Annotated in this window: 21 protein-coding genes; 8 read left to right on the forward strand and 13 right to left on the reverse strand. The window is 73.4% G+C overall.

The genetic code is table 11. The features are described 5' to 3' along the window. Complete coding sequence (locus IF01_RS0106620) at positions 1-1551, reverse strand: cytochrome ubiquinol oxidase subunit I (RefSeq protein WP_030392340.1); 1551 nt, start codon at positions 1549-1551, stop codon at positions 1-3. 296 nt (positions 1552-1847) lie between these two features. Between IF01_RS0106620 and IF01_RS0106625 the strand changes: the two genes are divergently transcribed. Then, on the forward strand, positions 1848-2669 hold the full coding sequence (locus IF01_RS0106625) for a nucleotidyltransferase domain-containing protein (protein WP_030392341.1): 822 nt from the start codon (positions 1848-1850) through the stop codon (positions 2667-2669). Positions 2670-2704: 35 nt separating this feature from the next. On the opposite strand, the gene IF01_RS0106630 is transcribed toward IF01_RS0106625, so the two are convergent. Together IF01_RS0106630 and IF01_RS0106635 are read right to left on the reverse strand one after the other, a co-directional pair. Further along, on the reverse strand, positions 2705-4081 hold the full coding sequence (locus tag IF01_RS0106630; RefSeq protein WP_030392342.1) for an EF-hand domain-containing protein: 1377 nt from the start codon (positions 4079-4081) through the stop codon (positions 2705-2707). 97 nt (positions 4082-4178) lie between these two features. Next, entirely contained in the window at positions 4179-5069 is an 891-nt protein-coding gene (locus tag IF01_RS0106635) for an oxidoreductase (RefSeq protein WP_030392343.1), read from the reverse strand. Positions 5070-5126: 57 nt separating this feature from the next. On the opposite strand from IF01_RS0106635, the gene IF01_RS0106640 reads away from it, so the two are divergent. Then, positions 5127-5807 carry a helix-turn-helix domain-containing protein gene (locus IF01_RS0106640; protein WP_030392344.1) on the forward strand — a complete coding sequence of 227 codons (681 nt, stop codon included), beginning with the start codon at positions 5127-5129 and terminating at the stop codon, positions 5805-5807. On the opposite strand, the gene IF01_RS0106645 is transcribed toward IF01_RS0106640, so the two are convergent. The 8 genes from IF01_RS0106645 to hisC form a co-directional block, all read right to left on the reverse strand. Beyond that, on the reverse strand, positions 5785-6396 hold the full coding sequence (locus tag IF01_RS0106645; protein ID WP_037779177.1) for a Uma2 family endonuclease: 612 nt from the start codon (positions 6394-6396) through the stop codon (positions 5785-5787). The two genes, IF01_RS0106640 and IF01_RS0106645, sit on opposite strands and share 23 nt — an antisense overlap. A 69-nt stretch (positions 6397-6465) precedes the next feature. Continuing rightward, positions 6466-8037 carry a sensor histidine kinase gene (locus IF01_RS0106650; protein WP_094745480.1) on the reverse strand — a complete coding sequence of 524 codons (1572 nt, stop codon included), beginning with the start codon at positions 8035-8037 and terminating at the stop codon, positions 6466-6468. 20 nt (positions 8038-8057) lie between these two features. Then, the gene (locus IF01_RS0106655; protein ID WP_030392347.1) at positions 8058-8813 is read right to left on the reverse strand and encodes a response regulator transcription factor; all 756 of its coding nucleotides are present in this window, start codon (positions 8811-8813) and stop codon (positions 8058-8060) included. 273 nt (positions 8814-9086) lie between these two features. Continuing rightward, positions 9087-9743 carry a hypothetical protein gene (locus IF01_RS41370; protein ID WP_051754987.1) on the reverse strand — a complete coding sequence of 219 codons (657 nt, stop codon included), beginning with the start codon at positions 9741-9743 and terminating at the stop codon, positions 9087-9089. Between the two features lie 16 nt (positions 9744-9759). Further along, positions 9760-10971 (reverse strand): ABC transporter permease, encoded by a 1212-nt coding sequence (locus tag IF01_RS0106665; RefSeq protein WP_030392349.1) that lies wholly within the window; start codon positions 10969-10971, stop codon positions 9760-9762. Beyond that, complete coding sequence (locus IF01_RS0106670) at positions 10968-11726, reverse strand: ABC transporter ATP-binding protein (protein ID WP_030392350.1); 759 nt, start codon at positions 11724-11726, stop codon at positions 10968-10970. The genes IF01_RS0106665 and IF01_RS0106670 overlap by 4 nt, the downstream gene beginning before the upstream one ends. 74 nt (positions 11727-11800) lie before the next feature. Next, entirely contained in the window at positions 11801-13309 is a 1509-nt protein-coding gene (locus IF01_RS0106675; protein WP_030392351.1) for an efflux RND transporter periplasmic adaptor subunit, read from the reverse strand. A gap of 302 nt (positions 13310-13611) precedes the next feature. Next, positions 13612-14682: a histidinol-phosphate transaminase gene (gene hisC / locus IF01_RS0106680; RefSeq protein WP_030392352.1), complete on the reverse strand. Its 1071-nt coding sequence runs from the start codon at positions 14680-14682 to the stop codon at positions 13612-13614. Between the two features lie 333 nt (positions 14683-15015). Between hisC and IF01_RS0106685 the strand changes: the two genes are divergently transcribed. From IF01_RS0106685 to IF01_RS0106695, 3 genes are all read left to right on the forward strand, one after another. Then, on the forward strand, positions 15016-16173 hold the full coding sequence (locus IF01_RS0106685) for a LacI family DNA-binding transcriptional regulator (protein WP_078879728.1): 1158 nt from the start codon (positions 15016-15018) through the stop codon (positions 16171-16173). A 148-nt stretch (positions 16174-16321) separates the two neighbouring features. Further along, the gene (locus tag IF01_RS0106690) at positions 16322-17533 is read left to right on the forward strand and encodes a metallophosphoesterase (protein ID WP_078879729.1); all 1212 of its coding nucleotides are present in this window, start codon (positions 16322-16324) and stop codon (positions 17531-17533) included. A gap of 326 nt (positions 17534-17859) precedes the next feature. Continuing rightward, positions 17860-18558 carry a hypothetical protein gene (locus IF01_RS0106695; protein WP_051754989.1) on the forward strand — a complete coding sequence of 233 codons (699 nt, stop codon included), beginning with the start codon at positions 17860-17862 and terminating at the stop codon, positions 18556-18558. Positions 18559-18576: 18 nt separating this feature from the next. On the opposite strand, the gene IF01_RS50895 is transcribed toward IF01_RS0106695, so the two are convergent. Beyond that, a complete protein-coding gene (locus tag IF01_RS50895; RefSeq protein ID WP_279617252.1) occupies positions 18577-19521 on the reverse strand; it encodes a LysR family transcriptional regulator in 945 nt (314 codons plus the stop codon). A gap of 108 nt (positions 19522-19629) precedes the next feature. On the opposite strand from IF01_RS50895, the gene IF01_RS0106705 reads away from it, so the two are divergent. After that, positions 19630-20022, forward strand: a complete 393-nt coding sequence (locus tag IF01_RS0106705) for a VOC family protein (protein ID WP_030392357.1) — start codon at positions 19630-19632, stop codon at positions 20020-20022. 112 nt (positions 20023-20134) lie between these two features. Here the strand turns inward: IF01_RS0106705 and thiC are convergent, their stop codons facing one another. Then, complete coding sequence (gene thiC / locus IF01_RS0106710; RefSeq protein WP_037779179.1) at positions 20135-21907, reverse strand: phosphomethylpyrimidine synthase ThiC; 1773 nt, start codon at positions 21905-21907, stop codon at positions 20135-20137. 354 nt (positions 21908-22261) lie between these two features. Here thiC and IF01_RS0106715 point away from each other — a divergent pair, with 354 nt between their 5' ends. Then, complete coding sequence (locus tag IF01_RS0106715) at positions 22262-22468, forward strand: NfeD C-terminal domain-containing protein (RefSeq protein WP_030392359.1); 207 nt, start codon at positions 22262-22264, stop codon at positions 22466-22468. 194 nt (positions 22469-22662) lie between these two features. Then, on the forward strand, positions 22663-24219 hold the full coding sequence (locus tag IF01_RS0106720; protein WP_078879730.1) for an SPFH domain-containing protein: 1557 nt from the start codon (positions 22663-22665) through the stop codon (positions 24217-24219). The last annotated feature ends 20 nt before the right edge of the window (positions 24220-24239 follow it).

A 24239-nucleotide genomic window follows, 5' to 3' on the forward strand; every position in this document is an offset into this window, starting at 1 on the left:
TCAGTAGGCGAAGGCGAGCGGCTTGTCGGCGTCGTCGCCGGAGGCGGGGCCGCGCAGGGTCGGGTCCTCGGTGGGCGGCCGCTCGTCGGTGACCGGTCCGGCCTTGGCGTACTTGACCAGCAGCTTGACCTCGACGACGGCGAGGACCGCGTACAGCGAGGTGAAGGTCGCCAGGGCGCCGATCTGGGTGCCGATGCCCACGTTGGGCGAGACGGCGCTGGCGGTGGTCATCAGTCCGAAGACCGCCCAGGGCTGCCGGCCCATCTCGGTGAAGATCCATCCGAAGCTGTTGGCGATCAGCGGGAAGCCCATGGTGAGGATGCCGATCCGCCAGCTCCACTTGGTGAGGAAGGGGCCCAGCTCCCGTTTCGGGGTGAGCATCAGCCTCGGCACCTCGGTGTCCCCGGTGCGGAACTCCGGTGCGAGGAAACGCTTCTTCCTGGTGGTCCAGAGCCCGATCACCCCGGCCACGAAGGAGGTCATCCCGAAGCCGATCATGAGGCGGAAGCCCCAGTAGGTGACGAAGATGCTCGGGATGTAGTCCTTGGGGTCGCCGCCGTACTTGGCGGCCTCGGCCTGGGCGGTGTCGTTGATGCCGGGGACGGAGGAGCTGAAGTCGCTGTTGGCGAGGAAGGACAGTATCCCGGGGATCTCCAGCTCCACCGAGTTGTGGCCCTTGCTGACGTCGCCGACCGCGAAGACCGAGAACGGCGCCGGCGCCTTGGTGTCCCAGAGCGCCTCGGCGGCGGCCATCTTCATCGGCTGCTGGCGGAACATCACCTTGGCGAGCGAGTCGCCGCTGAGCGCGGTGCCCAGGCCGAAGACCACCGCGAGCACCAGGCCGAGCCGCAGCGAGGTCCGCATCACGGCGACCTTCGCCGGGGCGGCGGCGGCGCTCTCCGGCTTGCGCTTGGCCTTCCAGAGGTGGAACGAGGCGATGCCGACCATGAACGCCGCGCCGGTGAGGAAGGCCGCGGTCAGGGTGTGCAGGACGACGGTGACGGTGGTGTCCTGGAACAGCACCTTGGCGATGTCGGTCAGCTGGGCCTTGCCGGTGGCCGGGTCGATCGTGTAGCCGACCGGGTGCTGCATCCAGGAGTTGGCCGCCAGGATGAAGTAGGCGGAGAGCACGGTGCCGAGCGCGACCATCCACATGCAGGCGCAGTGCAGCTTCCGGGGGAGCTTGTCCCAGCCGAAGATCCACAGGCCGATGAAGGTCGACTCGAAGAAGAAGGCGATCAGCGCCTCCATCGCGAGCGGGGCGCCGAAGACGTCGCCGACGAAGCGGGAGTAGTCGGACCAGTTCATGCCGAACTGGAACTCCTGCACGATGCCGGTGACCACGCCCATCGCGATGTTGATCAGGAAGAGCTTCCCCCAGAACTTCGTGGCGTGGAAGTACTTCTCCTTGTCCGTCCGCACCCATGCGGTCTCCAGCCCCGCCACGATCGCGGCGAGGCTGATGGTGAGCGGTACGAAGAGGAAGTGGTAGACGGTGGTGATGCCGAATTGCCATCGCGCGATGGTTTCGTGAGCGATTGCCAGTTCCACGTCGCCCTCTCTCCAACCGACCTCGTTCGAGGTCACATTTCGGACAAACTTCATCTATAGCCGGGGACCGCTGCCCAGGTGTGCATGCTTGCCCGCTTGTGAACGTGAACACGTTCACAAGCTCAGTATCCACCACCCTTACGCGGTGGGAGCGGGCGGGGTGGGGTTCTACCGGCGGCGATGCCGTGCGCACAGTCTGCGAAGCGGGTCACCGGGCCACAACGAGCAGCCGGGAAGGTGGGACAGGAAATGTGGACGGTACGTAGCATTGACACCTACTGCCCTGACAGAAAGGCATGTTCACCGTGCACGCGATCATCGAAGCCATGGCCGACCGGCTGGCAGGGGTGCCGGGCGTCGTCGGCGTCGTGCTCGGCGGCAGCCGGGCCCGGGGCGAGCACACCCCCGGCTCCGACTGGGACCTCGGCCTCTACTACCGGGCCGGCCTCGACCTCGACGCCCTGCGCGACCTCGCCGGCCCCGGCGTCGAGGTGGCCGGACCGGGCGGCTGGGGCCCCTGGGTCGACGGCGGCGCCTGGCTGGACGTCGAGGGGCTCGGCAAGGTCGACTGGATCCTGCGCGACCTCGACCGGGTCGACCGGGTCCGCGCCGACTGCCTCGCCGGGCGCTACGAGGTGGGCGTCCAGGCCGGCCACCCGCTCGGCTTCTGGTCGCCCTGCTACGTCGGGGAACTCGCCCTCGGCGTCGTCCTGGCCGACCCGACCGGGGCACTGACGGAGCGTCGGGCCGCGTACGCGCACTACCCGGAGCCGCTGCGGGCCGCGCTGACCGGCAGCACCTGGGAGGCCGGCTTCCTGCTCGACGGCGCCGCCAAGGGCGCGGCCCGCGGCGACACCCTGTACGTCGCGCTCTGCCTCGCCCGCGCCGTGGGCGTCCTGGTGCAGGCGCTGTACGCGGCCGACCGGCGCTGGTGCCTCAACGAGAAGGGCGCCCTGGCGGTGGCCGAGACCCTGCCGACCGCCCCGCCCGGCTTCGGCCCGCGCGCCCGCGCCCTGCTCGCCGCCCCCGGCGGCGACCCGGCGACCCTCACCGCCACCGTCGCCGCCGCTCGCGGCCTGGTCGAGGACACCGAGGCGGCCCTCCGCGAGGCCCGGTAGGGCCGGGCCGGCGCTTTCGTCGGGCCCGGCAGCCGTCAGGCCCGGCCGAGCAGCTGGGTGCCCGGCGCGGAGGGGGCGCGGGCGGTGAAGTAGTCCACGAAGCCGCGCAGGAACTCCGCCGCGGTGATCACACCGTCCCCGTCGGTGTCCAGCTGCCGGAATCCGTGCGAGAGTTCGGCCGGGTGCACCCGGCGGCCGTCGAACAGCACCCGGTACTCGGCGAAGTCCAGCAGGCCGTCCCCGTCCGCGTCGGCCGCCTCGAACACCGCCCGGAGCGCGGGCAGCAGCCCGCGCTCCAGGTACGCCGGGTCGCGGTCGCAGCCGGCCAGCGTGGCGGCGACGTACTCGGCCCGGGTCACCCGGCCGTCGCCGTCGGCGTCCATGCCCGCCCGCAGCTCCTCCCACCAGCGCTCGAAGGCGTCGTACACCCGGGCCTCCCCCTCCTCGGAGAGCTCCAGCTGCCAGCACACGTTGTGCGCCATCGCCCGGAGGTCGTGGGCGGTGAGATGGCCGTCCCCGGTCTGGTCGAGCACCTCCCGGAAGAACCGGTCCAGCCGGGGCGGCCGGGTGTCCTGCCGCGCCGGCCGCCGGGGCCGGGACGGGGAGCCCGCCCCGGGGGCGCGGTAGCGGTGCCGGTCCGGCAGCCGGGTGACCACCACCCGGGCCCCGCGGTGCAGCAGCAGCGAGAGCAGCCGCCCGCGCCGGGTGGGCACCAGGCCGAAGCGCTCGCGGAAGACCGCCGGGAGGTCCGCCACGGTCAGTTCGGCGGCCAGCCGGCCGGCCACCGCCCGCAGCGCCCGCCAGCCCACCGGGCCGAGGAAGCGCAGCCGGCGCGGGCAGGGCGTCCCGTTCAGCAGGTCGAACAGCAGATGGCGCGCCGTCTCCGTGAACTCCAGCTGCTCGACCACCGTCCGGTGCAGCCGGCCGCGCAGCTCGGCCGCGGTGGCGGGCAGCTCCCCCGGGGGCAGCCCGAACACCGCCGCGATCCCGGCGAACTCCCGGTACGAGGACTCGAGTTCCTCCGCCGTGTACGGCTCGCCGCTCAGCTCCCGCATCGCGACGACGCTCTCGAAGAGGGTGAGCAGCACCCAGGCCCGGGCGGCCGGGTCCCGGGCGTCGTAGCCGCGCCCGTCCTCGGCGGTGCCGCCGATCCGCCGGTGCGCCCGGTCGAGCCGCTGGACCTCGCGCCAGAGCTGCTCCTCGTCGGCCTGGAACAGCCGCCGCCCGCTGGCCATGGTGTGCTCGACCCGGCGCCACGGGTGGCCCCGGTAGGTGGAGTGCTCGGCCATCCCGGCCGCGACCACCGGGTGGGCGGCCTGCAGCACCACCAGCCGCCAGGCGACCAGCACGATCCGCCACTCCGAGAGGTCCCGCCGGAAGGACGCCCCGGAACCCGCTGCTGACGCTGCCATCCGGACCGCTCCTGGGAGTTGGGGAACCTTCGGGTACGGGCGGGGCCCTTCCCGGCGGACCGGCGGGGAAACCAGGAGCGGAATTCATCGGACAGTCCTACTTGTCGGACACCGTCAGCTTCTCCAGCTCCGCGAGGTCCTCGGCGTCCAGCCGCAGCGCGGCGGCGGCGATGTTCTCCTCCAGGTGCGCCGGCGAGGAGGTGCCCGGGATCGCCAGCACCGACGGCGAGAGCGCCAGCAGCCAGGCCACCATCACCTGGGCCAGGGTGGCGCCGTGCCGCTCGGCGACCCGCAGCAGGGCCGGGTGCTCGGGCACCCCGGTACCGCCCAGCGGGTAGAACGGGACGAAGGCGATGCCCCGCGCCGTGCAGTGCGCCAGCAGCCGGTCCTGCTCCGCCGTGCGGTCCAGCACGCTGAACTTGTTCTGCACCGTCACGACCGGGGCGATCGCCTCGGCCTCGGCGAGCTGGGCCTCGTTCACATTGCTGACGCCCAGGTGCCGGATCAGGCCCTCCTCGCGCAGCTCGGCCAGCGCGGCGAAGGGCTCGGCGATCGAGGACTGACTGGGCATCCGGCGCAGGTGGACCACGTCCAGCCGGTCCACCCCCAGCTCGCGCAGATCGCGGTGGACGGCGGCGCGCAGGGCCTCCCGGTCGGCCGGCTCCAGCCAGCGGCCCTCCGGGTCACGGCCCGGGCCGACCTTGGTGGCGATCACCAGGCCGTCCCGGTAGGGGTGCAGGGCCCGCCGGATCAGGCCGTGGGCGGAGACCTCCCGGAAGAAGTAGAACCAGGCGGTGTCGATGTGGTCGACGCCCAGCTCGACGGCCCGGTGCAGCACCCGGACGCTCTGCTCGGGGTCGCAGGCGGGCCCGTGCCAGTCGCGGGAGGGCAGCTTCATCGCGCCGAAGCCCATCCGGGACACCGGCAGGTCGCCGCCGAGGAGGAAGGTGCCGGCGGCGTTGGCGGGGAGTGCGGGAGTCGTCGTCATGGCCCCAAGCCTCGGCCCGGCTCGCCGCGGCCCCGACCGATCTGGCAGTTTGCTGCCATGAGCACCGATCGGATCATCACCCTGCACGGCGAGCAGGAGCTCGTCCAGCGGGCCGGGCACCTCTTCGTCGCCTCCCGCGAGGAGTTCCTGGTCGCCGCCACCGATCTGATGACCTTCTCCGCGGGCGTCAACGCGGCCTTCCGGGAGGGGAAGCGGCCGCACGTCGTCCCCGGCCTCACCATGCGCAAGCTCTACAGCCGCCGGGCCCTCGCCGACCCCGAGTCGCTCCGGCGGCTGCGGCGGATCGCCGCCTCCGGCATCGAGATCCGGATCTCCGACGGCCCGATAGCCCGGGAGGCGATCGTCATCGACCGGCGCACCGCGATCCTGGCCGGCGCCCCGGTGCGGGGAGTGCACACCTACACCGTGGTCCAGGCGCCCGAGGTCGTCGACGGCGTGCGCTCGCTGTTCCGCGCCACCTGGGAGACCGCCACCGCCCTCGCCGACTGCGCCGCCCCGCCGCCCCCGCTCACCGAGCAGGCTCGCGACACCCTGCGCGCCCTCTCCGCCGGCCACACCGACGAGACCGGCGCCCGCCTCCTCGGCGTCTCCCTGCGCACCTACCGCCGCCGGGTCGCCGACCTCATGGCCACCCTCGGCGCCTCCTCCCGCTTCCAGGCCGGCCTGCTCGCCCGGGACCTCCTCCGGGAGGAGGTCACCCCCGCCGCTCCCCGGTGATCCCGGGCCCGAACACGAACCCCTTGGCGGGGCCCTCAGGGACCACGGCGTCCTCGCCGTAGGGGGTCCGGACCGAGGACGCGTAGGCGCCGCGCTCGGGGTCCGGTCCGGAGAGGACGGTGACGGCGCCGCCGTCGTCGTAGTCGTCGATGATCACGTAGACGGGGATGCCGGCGGTGGCGTAGGCGCGGTGCTTGAGGACGAGGTCGCGACGGCGGTTCTCGCTGCCCGGCGACACCGTCTCGACCACCAGGACCACACCCGAGGCGAGCACTCCGAGACCTTCGGGGTGCTCGATCCCGTGGATCTCATCGGGTGCGACAAAAAGGTCGGGAACGGCGACCTTGAGTCCGTGAACGACACTGCCGGCGTAGGCCGGCCCCCAGCCGCTGTCCTGGAGGCGGTCGCACAAGGCACGGAACACGCGCTGGTTCACCTGCATGTGGCGCAGGTCCCCGACGGGGGTCAGCACGATGGCACCTTCACCGATCTCCGCGTGGAATCCCTCGGGCACCTCCAGTGCGGCCCGGGCTTCCCAGAGCCGTTGAGCCACCCACGTGGGTTCGTCGGGCGCCTTACCGGGGTTCATGGCCGCACACTCCCATGCCGATGCCGAGATACCGGGGTGAACGAAGCGGATTCACCCGATCGGTGGGTTTCAGCGCTGGTGGGGGAGTTCCAGGCGGAAGGTGGCGCCGGTGCCGGGGGCGGTGTGGAGGGTGAGGGCGCCGCCGTGGGCGTGGGTGAGGGCGGTGGCGATGGCGAGGCCGAGGCCGGCGCCGCCGCGCTGGTCGTTGCGGCTGCGGGAGGCGTCCACCCGGTAGAAGCGGTGGAACACCAGGGCGGCCTGGTCGGCGGTGAGGCCGGGGCCGGAGTCGGCGACCTCCAGCAGGCAGAGGCCGCCCTCGCGGCCGACCCCGATCCGGACCGGGGTGCCGGGCGGGGTGTGCTTGACGGCGTTGCCGACCAGGTTGGTGACCACCTGGCGGAGCCGGGCCTCGTCGCCGAGCACGGGCGCCGGGCCGGGCGGGCCGCCGCCGGCCGGGCCGGTGAGGGCGACCGGGCGGCTCGGGTCGAGGGCGGTGAGGTCGTGCAGGGCGTCCGCGGCGAGGGTGCGCAGGTCCATCGGCGCGAGGTCGAGCGGGCGCTCCTCGTCCAGCCGGGCGAGCACCAGCAGGTCCTCGACCAGGGTGCCCATCCGGATCGCCTCGTTCTCGATCCGGCCCATGGTGCGCCGGACGTCGGCCTCGGCGGGCAGGGCGCCCATCCGGTACAGCTCGGCGAAGCCGCGGATCCCGGCCAGCGGGGTGCGCAGCTCGTGCGAGGCGTCGGCGACGAACCGCCGCATCCGGCCCTCGGACTCCGCCCGGGCGGCGAAGGCGGCCTCGATCTGCGCCAGCATGCCGTTGAGGGCGATGGAGAGCCGGCCGACCTCGGTGTTCGCCGGGAGGGCCGGCATCCGGTGCGAGAGCTCGCCGGCGGCGATCAGCTGGGCGCCCTCCTCGATCCGGCGCAGCGGCCGCAGTCCGGTGCGGACGGCGAAGAAGCCGAGCGCCGCGATCACCAGCAGGACGACGCCGCCGATCGCCAGGAAGGCGGTGCGCAGCCGGTTGACGGTGGTGTCGATGTCCTCGCGGGAGACGGCGACCATCACGTAGGCGGCGCTGGGCGCGGGCGCGGCGAAGACGCTGGCCGGGGCGCTCGGCCGCTGGACCGGCAGGACGATCGCCCGCCAGCTGGCCCGTCCGCGCCGGTCGGGCAGGTCGACGGGGGTGTCGGCGCCGACCGCGGCCGGGTCGAAGCCGTCCAGCTGCGGCGCCGGGTCGTTCTCCGACATCGGCTGGCGCACCACGAACTGCACCTTGCCGTCGACACCCAGGTACTGGACCAGGTACTGGCTCGGCAGTGCGGCCAGTAAGGGGGTGGCCCGCTTGCCGCCGAGCGAGGGCTGCTGCTTGGGCTCCGCCCAGCTGTTGCGGGTCGGCGCGCGGCGGGCCAGCGGTTCGCCGAAGCGTTCCAGCTGCTCGTCGAGCCGCTGGACCAGCTGGTGGCGGACGGTGCCGAGCACCACGGTGTCGCTGACCACCAGGCCGGTGGTGACCAGGGCGAGCACCAGCACCAGCAGCCGGGCGCGCAGCGACAGCCGACGCAGCGAGAGCCTGCCGAGGCGGCAGCCGAGCGGTCGGGCGGAGGGGCGCGCGAAGGCGCGGCGGGGGAGCGGGAGGGGCATCGGGGCGGCGGGGTCCGGGGTCAGCCCTGCGGGGGGCGGCGCAGGGCGTAGCCGATGCCGCGCACGGTGTGGATCAGCTTGGGCCCGTGGCTGGGCCCGGAGTCGAGCTTGCGGCGCAGGTAGGAGATGTAGGACTCGACGATCGAGAGGTCGCCGCCGAAGTCGTAGGCCCAGACGTGGTCGAGGATCTGCGCCTTGGAGACCACCCGGCCGACGTTGGCCATCAGGTAGTGCAGCAGCTTGAACTCGGTCGGGGAGAGCGCGACCACGACGCCGCCTCGGGTGACCTCGTGGGCCACCGGGTCGAGCACGAGGTCGGCGACGATCAGCCGGCCGTCCTCGGCCGGTCCGCCGGAGCGGCGCAGGATGGCGCGGATCCGGGCGATCAGCTCCTCCAGGCTGAACGGCTTGGTGACGTAGTCGTCGGCGCCCGCGGCGAGCCCCTGGACCTTGTCCCCGACGCCGTCCTTGGCGGTGAGGAAGAGCACCGGCAGGTGGTCGCCGGGGTGGCCGTGGCCGGGGCCGGCGATGAGGCCGCGGCTGGTCTGCTCCCGGAGCCGCTCGACGACGGTGAAGCCGTCGAGGTCGGGGAGCATCACGTCCAGGACGACCAGGTCGGGGCGGTCGACGGCGATCAGTTCCAGCGCCTCGGCGCCGCTGGCGGCGGAGGCGACCCGGAAGCCGGAGAAGCGGAGCGAGGCGGACAGCAGCTCGCGGATGTTCGGTTCGTCGTCGACGACGAGCAGGTAGGCCTCCCCCTGGCCGCCGTTGTTCACCGCCGAAGTTCCTGTCGACACAGTGCCTTGCACGGGGGTTCCGCCTCCCGGTCGGACGATGGCGTTCAGCTTGAGGCTAGCTCGGGGAGGCTAAGGGCCATCGATGAATGTTGGATTAACACCTTATCGGGCGGTTTTGTACGGACGGACCCCCAGGTCGGGCCTCGATGGTGTGCGTACCGCCCCGACAGTACTCCGGCGCAGGTCGGCGGGGGGATGCGCGGCCCGGCCCCCGGAGGAGATCGGGCCGGGCCGCGCGCGTACGGCGGCCGGTCAGCCGCCGGACGGGTTCCGGGTGGCGCCTGCGCCGGCGCCGCCGCCGAAGCCGCCTCCCCCGAAGCCGCCGGCGGCGGCGCCCTCGACCAGCTGGGTCGCGGCGTAGCCCCCGTCGGTCGGGGTGCCGACCACGGTGACGCTCTGGCCGGGCTGGAGGTCGCCGACCTTGCCCTCCTTGTTGAGCTGCACCTTGGTGGAGTCGCCGGTGGTCACCTTGACGGTGTTGCCGCTGGCGTCGGTCAGGTAGACGGTGGTGCCGTCCACGGCCTTGACCGTGCCCCGGGTGAAGCCGCCCTGCCCGCCGCCCTGGCCGCCGGTGCCCTGCCCGCCCTGGCCGCCGCCGTTGCGGCGGTTGCCGTTCTGGCCGGCGCCGGTGCCGGTCGCCCCCGGGCGCGGCTGCTGCGCGCCGCCGCCCGCGGCGACGGTCCGGCCGGAGGTCCGCTCGGGGGCCTGGTCGCGCTGGTACCAGACGCCGCCGGCGAAGGCGGCCGTGGCGATCACCGCGGCGGACAGCACCAGCGGCACCCAGGGCAGCCGGCGCCGCGGCGGCGCGGCCAGCTCGGCGGTGACGTCCCTGCCGTCCGGCGCGGTGGAGAGCAGGACGACCTGCTCGGCGGGGGTGAACGGAGCGGACGGCTCGATCTCGTTGCTCATGGTCTGCGGTCCTTGGTCACTCGTGCCGGAGGGCGTCGATCGGGCGCAGCGAGGCGGCCCGGTTGGCGGGGTAGCTGCCGAAGAACAGGCCGATGGCGACGGCGATCCCGAAGGCGCCGAGCACCGATTCGGGGATCACCACCGGTTCGATGCCGACGATCCTGAAGTGCGAGCCGGCGATCCCGGCCAGCACGCCGAGTCCGGCGCCCACCACCGACAGCAGGGTGGCCTCGGTGAGGAACTGCCCGAGGATGACGCCGCGGGGGGCGCCGAGGGCCTTGCGGATGCCGATCTCCCTGGTCCGCTCGGTGACGGTGACCAGCATGATGTTGGTGATGCCGATCCCGCCGACCAGCAGCGAGATCGCGGCCACGGCGCCGAGCAGCACGGTGAAGGTCTTCGTGGTCGACTCCCGGGCGCTGAGCAGCGAGGTCTGGCTGCTGATCCGGAAGTCCGCCTTGGTGGGGTCGGCGATCGCGTGGGTGCCGAGCAGGATCCGGGTGATCTCGGACTGGGCCTGCGCGGTGCTGTCCGCCGAGGCCGCCTGCACCATGATCTGGTTCACCGAGCCGAAGCCGGTGAAGGCGTTCTGCACGGTCGGCAGCGGCGCGACCAGCACGTCGTCCGGGTCGGTGAACCCGGTGCCGCCCTTGGCCCTGAGCACGCCGACCACGGTGAACGGGGTGCCGCCGACGACGATCTGCCTGCCCACCGGGTCCGCGGTGGCGAACAACTGCTTGGCGGTGGTCGCCCCGAGCACCGCCACCTTGCGGGAGGCCAGCACGTCGTCCTGGGTGAAGTACTCGCCGTGCTCGACCTTCTGGTTGGCGGTCTCGAAGTACGCCGGGTAGGTGCCGACGATCGAGCCGGGGCTGTACGAGATGTCCCCGTTCAGCGCGGTGCCGGCGGCGGTCACCACCGGCGCCACCGAGCGGACGGCGTGCGGGTCGGCCTCGGTGGCCAGCGCCTTGGCGTCGGCGACGGTCAGCTTCTTGGCGCTGCTCGCGGAGCGCGCGCCGCCGAAGGAGGAGCCGGACGTGACGGTGAGCGAGTTGGTGCCGAGCGAGGTGATGGACTCCTTGACCGCGACCGAGGAGCCGTTGCCGACCGCCAGCAGCAGGATCACCGAGGCGACGCCGATCAGCACCCCCAGCATGGTGAGCGCGGAGCGGACCTTGTTGGCGACCAGGCCGCCGGCCGCGAAACGGAGGGTCTGCCAGAGGATCACGCCGGCACCCCCGCCCGGTGCAGCGCGGGCGGCGGCCCGTCCACCGGAGCCTGCCGGAGGTCCGAGACGATCATGCCGTCCACCAGCCGCAGCACCCGCTTGGCGTGCCGGGCGACCTCGTCCTCGTGGGTGATCAGCACGACCGTGCGGCCGGTGGCGTTGAGGCCGTCGATCAGCCCGAGCACCTCCTCGGTGGAGCGGCTGTCCAGATTGCCGGTGGGCTCGTCGGCGAGCAGCATCGCGGGCGCCGTGACCAGCGCCCGGGCCACCGCGACGCGCTGCTGCTGGCCGCCGGAGAGCTCGTTGGGCCGGTGCCCGGACCGCTCGGCCAGGCCGACCAGGGAGAGCGCGGCGAGCGCCCGCCGGCGGCGTTCGGCGGCCCGCACGCCCGCGTAGGCGAGCGGCAGCTCGACCTGGGCGAGCGCGGTGGTGCGCGGGACGAGGTTGAAGGACTGGAAGACGAAGCCGATCTTGCGGTTGCGCACCAGGGCGAGCTGCCCCTCGTCCAGGTGGCCGACGTCGATGCCGTCCAGCAGGTAGCGGCCGCCGGTCGGGACGTCGAGGCAGCCGAGGATGTTCATCAGCGTGGACTTGCCGGAGCCGGAGCTGCCCATCACGGCGACGAAGTCGCCCTGCTCGATGTCCAGGTCCACGCCCAGCGGGCCCCCGGTGGCGGGGTCGTCCGGGCCGCGCAGCGCGTGCACGGTGGCGTCGCCGTGGCCGTAGGACTTGGTGAGGCGGCGGATCCGGATCACCGGGGGCGGTGTGTCCGGGCGGTCCGGCCGTACCGGGCCGGGGCCCGGCCGGGCGGGGAGGGCGCGGCGGGCCATCAGCGGCCACCGCCCCGGGCGGCGCCCGCGCCGCCCGCGGCCGCACCGCCGCCGATCCCGGCCACTCCCGCACCCGCGCCCGCGCCGCCGCCGTTGCGGCCGCCCTGGCCGCCGTTGGCGCCCGGGAAGGAGCCGTTGGGGAAGCCGTTGGACCCGCTGGTGGAGGCCAGTTCGACCTTGTCGCCCTCGTTCAGCCCGGTCAGCACCTGGACCGTGGTGTCGCCCTCGACCCCGACCTCGACGGTCACCCGGTCGGTCGTGCCGTCCTGGTGGACCACGGTCGCGGTACGGCTGGAGCCGGTGCCGGACAGCGCCGAGGTGGGCAGCGAGAGCGCGTTGTCCGCCTCCCCGGTGACCACCGAGACGGTCGCGCTGAGGCCGGTCCGCAGCTTGCTGGTGTCACCGGAGATCTGGAGCGTCGCCGAGTACTGCACGGCCGCCGAACCGCCGCCGGAGCCGCTCACCGGCAGCGGGCTGACCGACAGCACCGACGCGTTGAACCTGCTGTCGGACTGCGCGTTCAGGGTGACGGTGGCCGCCTCGCCCTTCTTGAGCTTGAGCGAGTCCAGCTCGGAGAAGTTCGCGGTGACCTGCATGCCGGTCGGGTTGGTCAGCACGATGAAGCCGCTGGGGGCGGTGGCGGAGCTCCCGGTCGACTTGGTGCCGCCGGTGGAGGACCCGCCGCCGGTCGCGCCGACCGTGTCGCCCGCCTTGGCCGCCACCGAGGCGACCGTGCCGTCCACCGAGGCGGTGAGCGTGGTGCCGGCCAGCGCCGTCTGGGCGTTGGAGAGGTTGGCCTGCGCGGTGGCGAGCTGCTGCTCGGCCTGGGCGACCGCCGCCTCGTCCACCTTGGTGGTGGAGATGGTGGTGGTCTGCGGCTCGGGGACGGCGACCGGCGCCGCCGGGACGGTGGCCTGCGCGGACGGGGCGGTCTGCCCGGACGGGTCGGCCGCGGGGGCGGACGCGCTGCTCCCGCCCGCCCCCCGGCTTCCCGTACCGCCGGTGCCGCCGGTGCCGTTCGCGCCGGAGGTACCGCCGCCGGACGAACCCGAGGAGCCCGAGGAGCCCGACGAGCCGTTGGCCTTGGCCGGCAGCTGCTGGACGGTCGTCGTGGTGACGCCCGCCCTGGCCTTGGTCAGATTGACCGAGGCGGTGTTGAGCGCCGCCTGCGCGGCGTCCACCTGCTGCTGGGCGGCCGTGGTGTCGACGGTGGCGAGCACCTGGCCCTTGGTCACCTGGTCGCCGACGGCGACCTTGACCGCGGTGAGCCGCCCGCCGGTGGTGAAGTCCTGGGCGGCGTCGGTGGGCGAGGCCAGGGTGCCGGTTCCGGACACCGTGGCCAGGACCGTGCCCTTGGTCACGGTCGCCGTGCGGGCGGGGGCCTTGGCGGCCGTGGTGCCGGAGCCGTCGTCCAGCACGGTGTACGCCAGGGCGGCGGCACCGAGCAGGGCCACACCGAGCGCGGAGTTGACGAGGACGGCACCTCGCCGTCGCGGGAACACCTTCATGGCGGACAGCTTCCCGGGGCGCTCTTGCACCGTCCTGGGCGCCGACTGGGAGAAGGCTGACCGGTCGAACCGGGCATTTGCCGCGCTCCGCCCGCCACCGGGACCGGCTTGGCCGGTTCCCGACGATCCGTTGACCGTTCTCCCAGCCGTCTCCCAGAAAACCCCAGGCACTCCTGATCGTCCGCGGGCCGTCCCGGGCCTTGGCAACGGCACGGGAACGGCCCCCGGAACGCGCCGCGGCGGAGCCGGGCGGCCGGTACGGGCCGCCCCGCTCCGCCGCGGGGCCGGACTGCGCGCGGGGGCTACAGCTCCTTGCGGAACGCCTCCGCCACGGCGAGGAAGATCGAGTTGCCCTCGACCTCGCCGATCGAGATCCGCACGCCCTCCGGGAACGGCCGGACGATCACCCCGGCGGCCGCGCACGCGGCCGCGAAGTCCTGCGAGCGCTCGCCCAGCTCCAGCCAGACGAAGTTGGCCTGCGAGTCCGGGATCTCCCAGCCCTGGGCCCGCAGCCCGGCCACCACCCGGGCCCGCTCCTCGACCAGCGCGTCCACCCGGACCATCAGCGCGGCCTCGGCCCGCAGCGAGGCGACGGCGGCGTCCTGGGCGATCTGGACGACGCCGAACGGCACCGCGGTCTTGCGCAGCGCGTTCGCGACCGGCTCGTGCGCGACCGCGAAGCCGACCCGCAGCCCGGCCAGGCCGTAGGCCTTGGAGAAGGTGCGCAGCACGCAGACGTTCGGGCGGTCCCGGTACAGGTCGAGGCCGTTGGGCACCTCGGGGTCGCGGATGAACTCGATGTACGCCTCGTCGACGACGACCAGCACCTCGGCCGGGACGGCGTCCAGGAAGCGCTCCAGCTCGGCGCGGTGGATCACGTTGCCGGTGGGGTTGTTGGGGTTGCAGACGAAGATCAGCCGGGTCCGCTCGGTGATCGCGGCCAGCATCGCGTCCAGGTCGTGGTCGCCGCCGGCGGTGAGCGGCACCGGGACCGGGGTCGCGCCGGCGACCTGGGTGATGATCGGGTAGGCCTCGAAGGAGCGCCAGGCGAACATCACCTCGTCGCCCGGGCCCGCCGTGGCGAGGATCAGCGACTGGGCGACGCCGACCGAGCCGGTGCCGGTGGCGATGTGCTCGACCGGCACGTCGAAGTGCTTCGCCAGTTCGGCGGTCAGCTCGGTGACGGCCATGTCCGGGTAGCGGTTGAGCTTGCCGGCCGCGGCGACCGCCGCCTCCAGCACCCCCGGGAGCGGCTCGTAGGGGTTCTCGTTGGACGACAGCTTGTAGGCGTCGGGGCCTGCCGGCTTGCCGGGCTTGTAGGTGGGAATGCCGTCCAGGCTCGGCCTGAGGCGGGGGCCCTGTGCTGCGGTCACGGTCGGTCTCCTTCTGTCTTTCCGCTGCGTTCGCCCGCCACGGTCGGGTTCGCCGCCGTGCCCGGGCAGCCGGAACGCGTGCGGTTCCACCCCGGTCGGGTGCCCTGAACGATACCGATCGCACTCACCCGTAGGGGTGAGATGCCCGGTCGGGTTACAGACGCGGATCAGCCATTCTGCTGGGTTCCTTTGGCACATGTCCGAGGTAAACCAGCTGGTTTCGTACGGGGATCGAAGGGGCGCACACGGGCTCACTCACGGAGAAACGTATCTCCACAGGCTCCCAATGCGCCGGTCACAGACCCTTGTCAGGAGCCATACGATCGGTCCGCCATGACAGCAGCAGCCAACCAGAGCGGTCGGCGGCCCACCACCTCACGGCGTCTGGAGCGGGCCGGCATCCGGGATGTGGCAGCAGCCGCCGGAGTGTCGATCACCACCGTCTCCGACGCGCTGAACGGGAAGGGCCGCCTGCCCGACGAGACCAGAAGCCGGGTGCGCGAAGTCGCCGAGCGCCTCGGATACCGCCCCTCGGCGGCGGCCCGCACCCTGCGCACCGGACGGTCCGGCCTGATCGGGCTGACCGTCACGACCTACGGCGAAGAGCCGTTCACCTTCACCGAGTTCGCCTACTTCGCCGAGATGGCCAGGGCCGCCACCAGTGCCGCCCTGGGCCGCGGCTACGCCCTGGTGGTACTGCCCGCCTCGTCCCGGCACGACGTCTGGGGCAACATCGCCCTGGACGGCACCGTGGTGATCGACCCGCCCGACCAGGACCCGCTGGTCAGCGAGCTGTACCGGTCCGGCGTGCCGGTGGTCAGCGACGGCAAGCCGGGGAACTGCCCGGTCACCGCCTGGGTCGACAACGACCACGAGGCCGCCGTGCTCGGCATCCTCGACCACCTCTCCGAGGCCGGCGCCCGCCGGATCGGCCTGCTCACCGGCACCAGCACCGACACCTACACCCGGCTCTCCACCGAGGCCTACCTCGGCTGGTGCGCCAAGGTCGGCCAGGAGCCGGTCTACGAGACCTACCCCGCGCACGACCCGGCCGCCGGCGCCGTCGCCGCCGACCGGCTGCTCGCCCGCCCGGACCGGCCGGACGCCGTCTACGGCCTGTTCGACCCCAACGGCACCGACCTGCTCGCCGCCGCCCGGCGCTACGGCCTGCGGGTGCCGGACGACCTGCTGCTGGTCTGCTGCAGCGAGAGCGACGTCTACGCGACCACCGAGCCGCCCATCACCACCCTGTCGCTCAAGCCCCGGCGGATCGGCACCACCGTGGTGAACCTGCTGATCGACGCCATCGAGGGCGTGGACTCCGGCACCGGCGTGGACATCGCCCGGCTCTTCCCGCCCCGCTTCCGCACCGCCGGCACCGGTCCGCCGCCCGGCACCCTGATGCCGACCGAGCTCATCGTGCGCGCCTCCTCGCAACGGCGGAGCCCGCGCACCACGGTCAGCCCGCCCCGCCCGCCGGGTGAGGTGTGACGCCCGCGACCGCACCCCAGCCGGCTGTGGTCTGGACCATGCCGAGTCGGGACAAAACGGACCTGACGGACCGCCCGGCTGACGCTCCGGAGGATTGGATACCCACCAGGTGACGACGCCGGGAGAGTGGTCTTCCTATGATGGGCGAATGACACCCGAGGACCGCTTCCCCGGGCCTGAACACCCGGACTCAGGCCCACGCCACCAGCCGGACCTCGACGTGCTGCCGTACGGCACCTATTACGAACCGGACCCCAACGGGGGGTACTCCGCGACCGGCTACGAGGCCGAGACCTACAGCGGCTACGGCGGCGCCCGGTACCTCGAACAGCACTGGCCGGCCACCGGGCCCGATCAGGGCCACACCGTGCACGCCCAGAACGGCCCCCACGAGCAGGCCGGTTACGAGCCCACCCTGCCGGACCACCCCTCCCCCGCCCACGGCGGCCACCCGGGCCCGCAGAGCGACGACCCGCCGACCATCGAGCTCGGCCCCCCGCTCGCCGAACCCGGCCAGCCCTACCACCCGTACCCGGCCCCCGGCCCCGGCGAGCCCCCCGGCCCGCTCTACGTCGTCGGCGACGTGCACGGCTACCTCGACGAGCTCCGCACCGAGCTCCGCCACCAGGGCCTGATCGACGCCGACGGCCACTGGTCCGCCGGCCGGTCCCGGATCTGGTTCCTCGGCGACTTCACCGACCGGGGCCCCGACGGCATCGGCGTCATCGACCTGGTCATGCAGCTCGCCGCCGAGTCCGCGGCCGCCGGCGGCTACTGCCGGGCCCTGATGGGCAATCACGAACTGCTCTTCCTGGGCGCCGCCCGCTACGGCGACGAGCCCGTCCAGTCCACCGCCGGCACCGCCTCCTTCCTCGCCGCCTGGCGGCTCAACGGCGGACAGCAGAGCGACCTGGAGCGCCTGGAGGCGCACCACATCAGCTGGCTCTCCCGGCTCCCCGCCATCGCCCTGGAGGACGGCCACCTGCTGCTGCACTCCGACACCACCGCGTACCTGGAGTACGGCGAGTCCATCCCCGAGGTCAACGACGCCGTCCACGACCTGCTCGCGGACGAGGGCGTCGACGAGTGGTGGGACTGCTTCCGCCGGTTCACCAAGCGCTTCGCCTTCCGCGGCGACTCCGGCCCGACCGCCGTCCGCGAGCTGCTCGACACCTACGGCGGCACGCGCGTCGTGCACGGCCACAGCCCGATCCCGTACCTCACCGGCGCGGTGCACGCCGACGACGGCATGCCGCCGCACGTCCCGGGCCCGTACGTCTACGCGGAGGACCTCGCCGTCGCCATGGACGGCGGGGTGACCATGGAGGGCCGGCTGCTGGTCTCCCGCCTGCCGATCTGAACCACCGGCGCGGCGACCCCGGGGCCGGACCGCACGCGGTCCGGCCCCTCCGCCGTGCCGGAACACCCTCCGCCGCCCGGAAACAGCCTCGCCGCCCCGGAACACCCTCCGCCCACGGCAGGTGACGGACCGTCGACCGAACGCGCGTTCCCGGCGCCCGCGCGGTCGCGCACGCGCATCCAGGGGCGCGAAATTCCGGAAAGCCACTGTCGACCCGGCCGCACCCACCCCTACCATCGGGGACACACCACACCCGGCCGCCCCACCGGCGGCCCGACTCCGCGCCCCGCCCCGTGCACGTCGGGACGGAGAGCGCGGGGGTCCGCATGAACGGGGTCCCCATGAACGACGCCCCGCACCTGCTCGCCGAGGACCGCCCGGACTTCGAGCGCCTCCTCGACGCGGCACTGCGCGACGACACCCTCCGCACCGTCCTGCGCGCCCCCGGCGCGCCACCCTCCGACGACCTGCGCGCCGACGCGCTCGCCTCGGCCGACCGCGTCGCCGCCCCGGCGGCCACCGAGTACCAGCACTACCTGCGACTGCGCGAGAACCTCCGCGCCACCCCGCCCGCATTTGGCGAACCCACCGCGCCCGGACTGCTCACCCAGCTGCGCTCGGCGAACGGCGGCGCCGGACTGCTCCCGGTGCTCACCGTCCTCACCCCGATCCTCGCCTGGACGGCCGCCCTGGTCCTGCTGCTGCTCGGCTACGCGCTGCGGGCCGCCGACGCGGACAGCGCCCTGGCCCGCTCCCTGCTCACCGCGGGGTGGCTCGCCCTCGCCGCCGGGGTGGCCGCGATGGCGGTCGGCATCGTCGGGCTGATCCTCACCGCCCTGCGCGACGGCTCGGCCCCGCCCACCGTCCCCTTCCCGCCGGGCACCGACCCCGAGCTCGCGGCCGAGCTCGACGACGCCCGGCGGGACTGGCAGCGCGCCCTGCGCGAGCGGGCGCTCGTCCCCCACCTCACCGCCGCCGCCCGGGCCGGCAGCGCCCCGGCCCTCACCGGGCCCGACGACAGCTGACCGGGACACTCCGCACGGTCAGGGCGCGGCCGACGCCGGGGCCGCTGCCGCCGAGCCGGCCGCCGATTCCGCCACCGAGTCGGCCGCCGCCCGGACGAACTCGCGGACCCGCTCCGTGGTGTTCCCCTCCCGCCAGACCGGACCGCGCTCGATCAGCGGGGCGTCCTCGATCGGCACATAGGCGAGGTCCGGACGCGGGTGGTACCGCAGCGAGAGCTCGCCGACCGGCAGCACGCCCCGGCCCAGCGCGACCAGTGTCAGCATCTCGGAGAAGGTCGCGCCGACCGGTCCGGGCTGCACCGGCCGCCCCGCCGGGGTCCGGTCCGGGGTGCGGTCCCGCTTGAAGGCCGCCGAGGTCACGGCCGGGTACTGCACCACCGGGTGGTCGCCCAGCACCTCCAGCGACACCGAGGCAGCCCCCGCCAGCGGGTGCCCGGCCGCCACCGCGAGCACCCGGCGCTCGGTCATCAGCACCGGGCCGTTCGCCATCCCGTCGAACGGGAAGGCGGCGATCAGCACGTCCACCGAGCCGTCCAGCAGGCTGGACCGGGTGTTCGCCAGCTGGGCCTCGCGGACGTCCACCCGGCAGTCCGGGTGCCGCTCGTTGAACAGCGCGACCGCCCTGAGCAGCACCGGCGCCGTCCCCTCCCCGAGGAACGCCACCCGCAGCTCACCGGCGACACCCCGGTTCGCCTCGGCCGCCCGGCGCACCGCCACCGTGATGCCGGCCACCAGCGGCGCCAGCTCCTCCGCCAGCCGCAGGCCCACCGGGGTGATCCGCACCGACCGGCTGGTGCGCTCGAACAGCGCACCCCCGAGCCGCCGTTCGAGCTGCCGCACCACCTGGCTCACCCGGCCGGTGCTGAGCCGCAGGCGTTCGGCGGCGCGGCCGAAGTGCAGCTCCTCCGCGAGCGTCAGGAAGACCTCGATCTCCACCCGTTCCAGCACGTCCGCCCCCTCCACCGTTTACTCCGCCTCAATGATCGTTGACCGATGCCGTCTTGATGACACCGGCCGCCTGGCGGATCGTGGAACACGTCACCGGCAGCACCCCTCCCGACTGGAGCCACCATGACCGCCATCCGTGTGAAGGCCTTCGACCACCTCGTGCTCAACGTCCGCGACATCGAGCGCTCGCTGGAGTTCTACGGCGGCCTGCTCGGCCTGGAGCCGGTCCGGGTCGAGGAGTGGCGCGCCGGCAAGGTCTCCTTCCCGTCCCTCCGGGTCACCCCCGAGACGATCATCGACCTGATGTCCCGCCCCCGCGGCGAGTCCAACGTCGACCACATCTGCCTCACCGTCGACCCCCTCGACTGGCAGCAGGTCATCGACGCCGGGATCTTCAAGGTCCTGGAGGGCCCCGTCCCCCGCTACGGCGCCCGCGGCAGCGCCACCTCCATCTACGTCCAGGACCCGGACGGCAACACCGTCGAGCTCCGCTGGTACCCGGAGGACGCGGCCTGACCGGCACCGCCCCCGGCCGGACGGCGGGCGCGGCAGCGCCGCACGCGAGCACGGGTGCGCCGGGCCGGGAGGCCCCCTCCACCCCCCGGTCCGGCGCACCCGTGCGGCGTGCTCAGTCCGCCAGCGGCAGGTAGACCCGGTTGCCCTGGGCGGCGAACTCCGCCGACTTCTCGGCCATCCCGGCGAGCGCGTCGGCCCCGTAGCCGGACTCGACGGCGCTCGAACCGTCGCCGTGCTCCTCGCGGATCTTCTGGGAGATCTTCATCGAGCAGAACTTCGGACCGCACATGGAACAGAAGTGGGCGGTCTTCGCGGGCTCGGCGGGGAGGGTCTCGTCGTGGAACTCGCGGGCCGTCTCCGGGTCGAGGGCCAGGTTGAACTGGTCCTCCCAGCGGAACTCGAAGCGCGCGTCGGAGAGCGCGTCGTCCCAGGCCTGGGCGCCGGGGTGGCCCTTGGCCAGGTCCGCGGCGTGGGCGGCGATCTTGTAGGTGATGACGCCGGTCTTCACGTCGTCCCGGTTCGGCAGGCCCAGGTGCTCCTTGGGCGTGACGTAGCAGAGCATCGCGGTGCCCCACCAGGCGATCATCGCGGCGCCGATGCCCGAGGTGATGTGGTCGTAGCCGGGCGCGACATCGGTGGTGAGCGGGCCCAGGGTGTAGAACGGGGCCTCGTCGCAGATCTCCTTCTGGAGATCCATGTTCTCCTTGATCTTGTGCATCGGGACGTGGCCCGGGCCCTCGATCATCACCTGGACGTCCTTGGCGCGGGCGATCCGGCCCAGCTCGCCCAGGGTCTGCAGCTCGGCGAACTGCGCCTCGTCGTTGGCGTCCGCGATCGAGCCGGGGCGCAGGCCGTCACCCAGCGAGAAGGTGACGTCGTAGCGCGCGAGGATGTCGCAGAGCTCCTCGAAGTTGGTGTAGAGGAAGTTCTCCCGGTGGTGCGCCAGGCACCAGGCGGCCATGATCGAACCGCCGCGCGAGACGATGCCGGTCTTGCGGCGGGCGGTCATCGGCACGTAGCGCAGCAGCACGCCCGCGTGCACGGTCATGTAGTCGACGCCCTGCTCGCACTGCTCGATGACCGTGTCCCGGTAGACCTCCCAGCTGAGGTCCTCGGCCCGGCCGTCGACCTTCTCCAGTGCCTGGTAGAGCGGCACGGTGCCGATCGGCACGGGGGAGTTGCGCAGGATCCACTCACGGGTGGTGTGGATGTTGCGGCCGGTGGAGAGGTCCATGACGGTGTCGGCGCCCCAACGGGTGGCCCAGGTCATCTTCTCCACCTCCTCCTCGATCGAGGAGGTGACCGCGGAGTTGCCGATGTTGGCGTTGATCTTCACCAGGAAGTTGGTGCCGATGATCGCCGGCTCGACCTCGGGGTGGTTCACGTTGACCGGGATGACGGCGCGGCCGAGAGCCACCTCGTCCCGCACGTACTCGGGCGCCAGGCCCTCGCGCAGGGCCACGAACTCCATCTCGGGGGTCACGATGCCGCGCTTGGCGTAACCGAGCTGGGTGACCGCGGCGTCGCCGCGGCCGCGCAGCGGACGGCGCGGGCGGCCGGGGAAGACCGCGTCGAGGTTGCGGAGGTTCCCGCCGCGCGGCGAGGTGTGCTTGATGCCGTCGTCCTCGGGGCGCGCCTCGCGCCCGTCGTACTCCTCGACGTCGCCGCGCTGGCGGATCCAGGAGTCCCGCAGCGCGGGCAGCCCGCGCCGGACGTCGGGCTCGTAGGCCGGGTCGGTGTACGGCCCGGAGGTGTCGTACAGCGGGACGGTCTTCTCGTTGGTCAGCACGACCTCGCGGTACGGAACGCGCAGGTCGGGACGGGACCCCTCGCGGTAGGCCTTGCGCCAGGCGGGGGTGGGGTAGCCGGTGCCGGCGCTGGTCACGGCGGCGCCGTGCCCGGACGGCGACTGGGCAGACTGCGGCTGTGCCTCAAAGGTGGTCAACGGACCTTCAACTCCCTACGCCGGCATTACCCGGTCAGGTTCCTGCGGTCGACGCAGCCTCCGGTCCGTCGTCCGACGTCCCGTTCAGCGCCCTCTCAGCCCGGTGCTCCGAGCTCCCGCGTCCGCAGGCGGTGTTGCCCGCGCATGACGTCCAACACCGTAGCGAGCCGACCGCCGGAGGTCCAGAGGGGGTCGGCGCGGGAGAACGGCGAGGTCCGGCGGGTGAACGGTGGGGCGCGGAGGCCTCCCGGCGGGCAGACTGGCTTCGGAGCCGACGAGTCGAGGGAGGCCGACGTGATCGGGAGCACGGGGCGGGTCACCGGAGCGGTGGGTGCCGGGCTGGTCGGCGAGGTGATGGTGCACGTCCCGGAGCGGCGGGGCGCCGAGGCGTTCCTCGCCTACCTGGCCGTGCCCGGGGACCGGCTGGTGGTGGGGACGCCGGTGGTGGTGATCGAGTACCAGCCGCCGCGGACGGTCTACGTGGCGCCGATCGGGCCCTGACGCCCGGCCGGCCGTCGGGCGCTCCGCCGGTCGGCCGGGTCGTCCACCGGTCGACCGGCCGGCCTGTGACGATCCGCGGACCCTCCCGTGACGACCTTGTGACGGTGCGTCACGTCACTTCCCTTTCCCTGCGACCCACCCGGGCGGACAATCCATTTCGGCGCATCTCCTGCGCCGGAAGGGGGAGTTGAACCATGGGACTCGTCATCGCCGGGGCGGTCGCCGCGGCCGTGGTGGTCATGATCACGCTCTTCAAGCTCATGTGGCGGGTGGCCGAACCGAACGAGGCACTGATCATCTCCGGTTCCCGCCACCGCACCGAGGGGGTCGGTGACGGGCTGGGCTTCCGGATCGTCACCGGCCGGGGGACCCTCGTCACGCCGGGCCTGCAGGGCGTCCGGCGGCTCTCGCTGGACCTCAACGAGGCCGAACTGAACGTCGAGTGCGTCACCACGCAGGGCATCCCGGTCCGGGTCAAGGGCGTGGTCATCTTCAAGGTCGGCGACGACGACGTCTCCATCGCCAACGCCGCCCGCCGCTTCCTGGACCAGCAGAAACTGATCAGCCAGCGCGTCCACAACGTCTTCGCCGGACACCTGCGGTCGATCGTCGGCGGACTCACCGTCGAGGACATGATCCGCGACCGCGAGCGGCTCACCGGCGAGACCAGGGCCGCCTCCGGACTGGAGATGGAGAAGCTCGGGCTGATCATCGACACCCTGCAGATCCAGGAGATCATCGACCCGACCGGCTACATCAAGAACCTCGCCATCCCGCACGCCGCCGCCGTCCAGCGGGACGCCAGGATCGCCCAGGCCGCGGCGGACCGGGTCGCCACCGAGGCCGAACAGGAGGCCGCCGCCCGCAAGGCCGAGGCCACCCGCAACAGCGAGATCCAACAGGCCTCCTACCAGGCCGAGATGGACACCGCGACGGCCCGCGCCCGGCAGGCCGGACCGCTCGCCGACGCCGCCTCCCGGCAGGAGGTGGTGGTCCAGGAGACCCGGGTCGCCGAACTGGAGGCACGGCGCAAGGAGCAGCAGCTCCAGATCGACGTGCGCAAGCCCGCCGACGCCCGCGCCTACGACACCCGCACCACCGCCGAGGCGGCCCGCGACGCCCGGATCTCCGCCGCCCAGGCGCAGGCCCAGGAGACCGAACTGGCGGCCGCCGCCGAGGCCGGCCGAGTGCGGATCGCCGCCGAGGCCGACGCCGATGCCACCCGGGTGCGCGGACTGGCGCAGGCCGAGGCGACCACGGCCACCGGGCGGGCCGAGGCCGCCTCGGTCGAGGCCCGCGGCCTGGCCGACGCCGCCTCCGCCCGGGCGGTCGCGCTGGCCAGGGCCGAGGGCATCAAGGCCCGGGCCGCCGCCCTCGCCGAGAACCAGGAGGCGGTGGTGGCCCAGGAGTTGGCCGAGCAGTGGCCGCAGATCGTGCGGGCCGCGGCCGAGTCCTTCGGCAATGTGGAGCACATGGTGCTGCTCAACGGCGCCGACGGGATGGGCGAGCTGTTCGCCAAGGCGCTCGCGATGGGCGGCACCGGGCTCGGGCTGGCCCGGCAACTGCTGTCCACCGTCGGCCCGGACGGCGCTCCCGGCGCTGCCGCTCCCGCGGCCGGTGCTCCTTCCGCCGGTGCTCCCGCGGCCGCGGCAACCGTCTCCGTCCCGGTACCGGTGGACGCCGTGCCGGCCGGATTCCTCCCCCGCGACGGCGCGGACCGCCGCGAGGACGAGGAGTCCGAGCAGGACTGACCCGGTCCGAGTAGCCCGGC

Origin of the sequence: Kitasatospora purpeofusca, from assembly GCF_000718025.1 — a bacterium.
Lineage (GTDB): Bacteria > Actinomycetota > Actinomycetes > Streptomycetales > Streptomycetaceae > Kitasatospora > Kitasatospora purpeofusca.

Excerpts from the sequence above, each read along its gene's own strand:
- IF01_RS0106645 (WP_037779177.1), bottom strand. The coding sequence starts at position 6,396 with ATGAACCCCGGTAAGGCGCCCGACGAACCCACGTGGGTGGCTCAACGG.
- IF01_RS0106630 (WP_030392342.1), bottom strand. The coding sequence starts at position 4,081 with ATGGCAGCGTCAGCAGCGGGTTCCGGGGCGTCCTTCCGGCGGGACCTC.
- IF01_RS41370 (WP_051754987.1), bottom strand. The coding sequence starts at position 9,743 with ATGAGCAACGAGATCGAGCCGTCCGCTCCGTTCACCCCCGCCGAGCAG.
- IF01_RS0106640 (WP_030392344.1), top strand. The coding sequence starts at position 5,127 with ATGAGCACCGATCGGATCATCACCCTGCACGGCGAGCAGGAGCTCGTC.
- IF01_RS0106675 (WP_030392351.1), bottom strand. The coding sequence starts at position 13,309 with ATGAAGGTGTTCCCGCGACGGCGAGGTGCCGTCCTCGTCAACTCCGCG.
- IF01_RS0106635 (WP_030392343.1), bottom strand. The coding sequence starts at position 5,069 with ATGACGACGACTCCCGCACTCCCCGCCAACGCCGCCGGCACCTTCCTC.
- IF01_RS0106695 (WP_051754989.1), top strand. The coding sequence starts at position 17,860 with ATGAACGGGGTCCCCATGAACGACGCCCCGCACCTGCTCGCCGAGGAC.
- IF01_RS0106705 (WP_030392357.1), top strand. The coding sequence starts at position 19,630 with ATGACCGCCATCCGTGTGAAGGCCTTCGACCACCTCGTGCTCAACGTC.
- IF01_RS0106685 (WP_078879728.1), top strand. The coding sequence starts at position 15,016 with ATGACAGCAGCAGCCAACCAGAGCGGTCGGCGGCCCACCACCTCACGG.
- IF01_RS0106650 (WP_094745480.1), bottom strand. The coding sequence starts at position 8,037 with ATGCCCCTCCCGCTCCCCCGCCGCGCCTTCGCGCGCCCCTCCGCCCGA.
- IF01_RS0106625 (WP_030392341.1), top strand. The coding sequence starts at position 1,848 with ATGTTCACCGTGCACGCGATCATCGAAGCCATGGCCGACCGGCTGGCA.
- IF01_RS0106720 (WP_078879730.1), top strand. The coding sequence starts at position 22,663 with ATGGGACTCGTCATCGCCGGGGCGGTCGCCGCGGCCGTGGTGGTCATG.
- IF01_RS0106690 (WP_078879729.1), top strand. The coding sequence starts at position 16,322 with ATGACACCCGAGGACCGCTTCCCCGGGCCTGAACACCCGGACTCAGGC.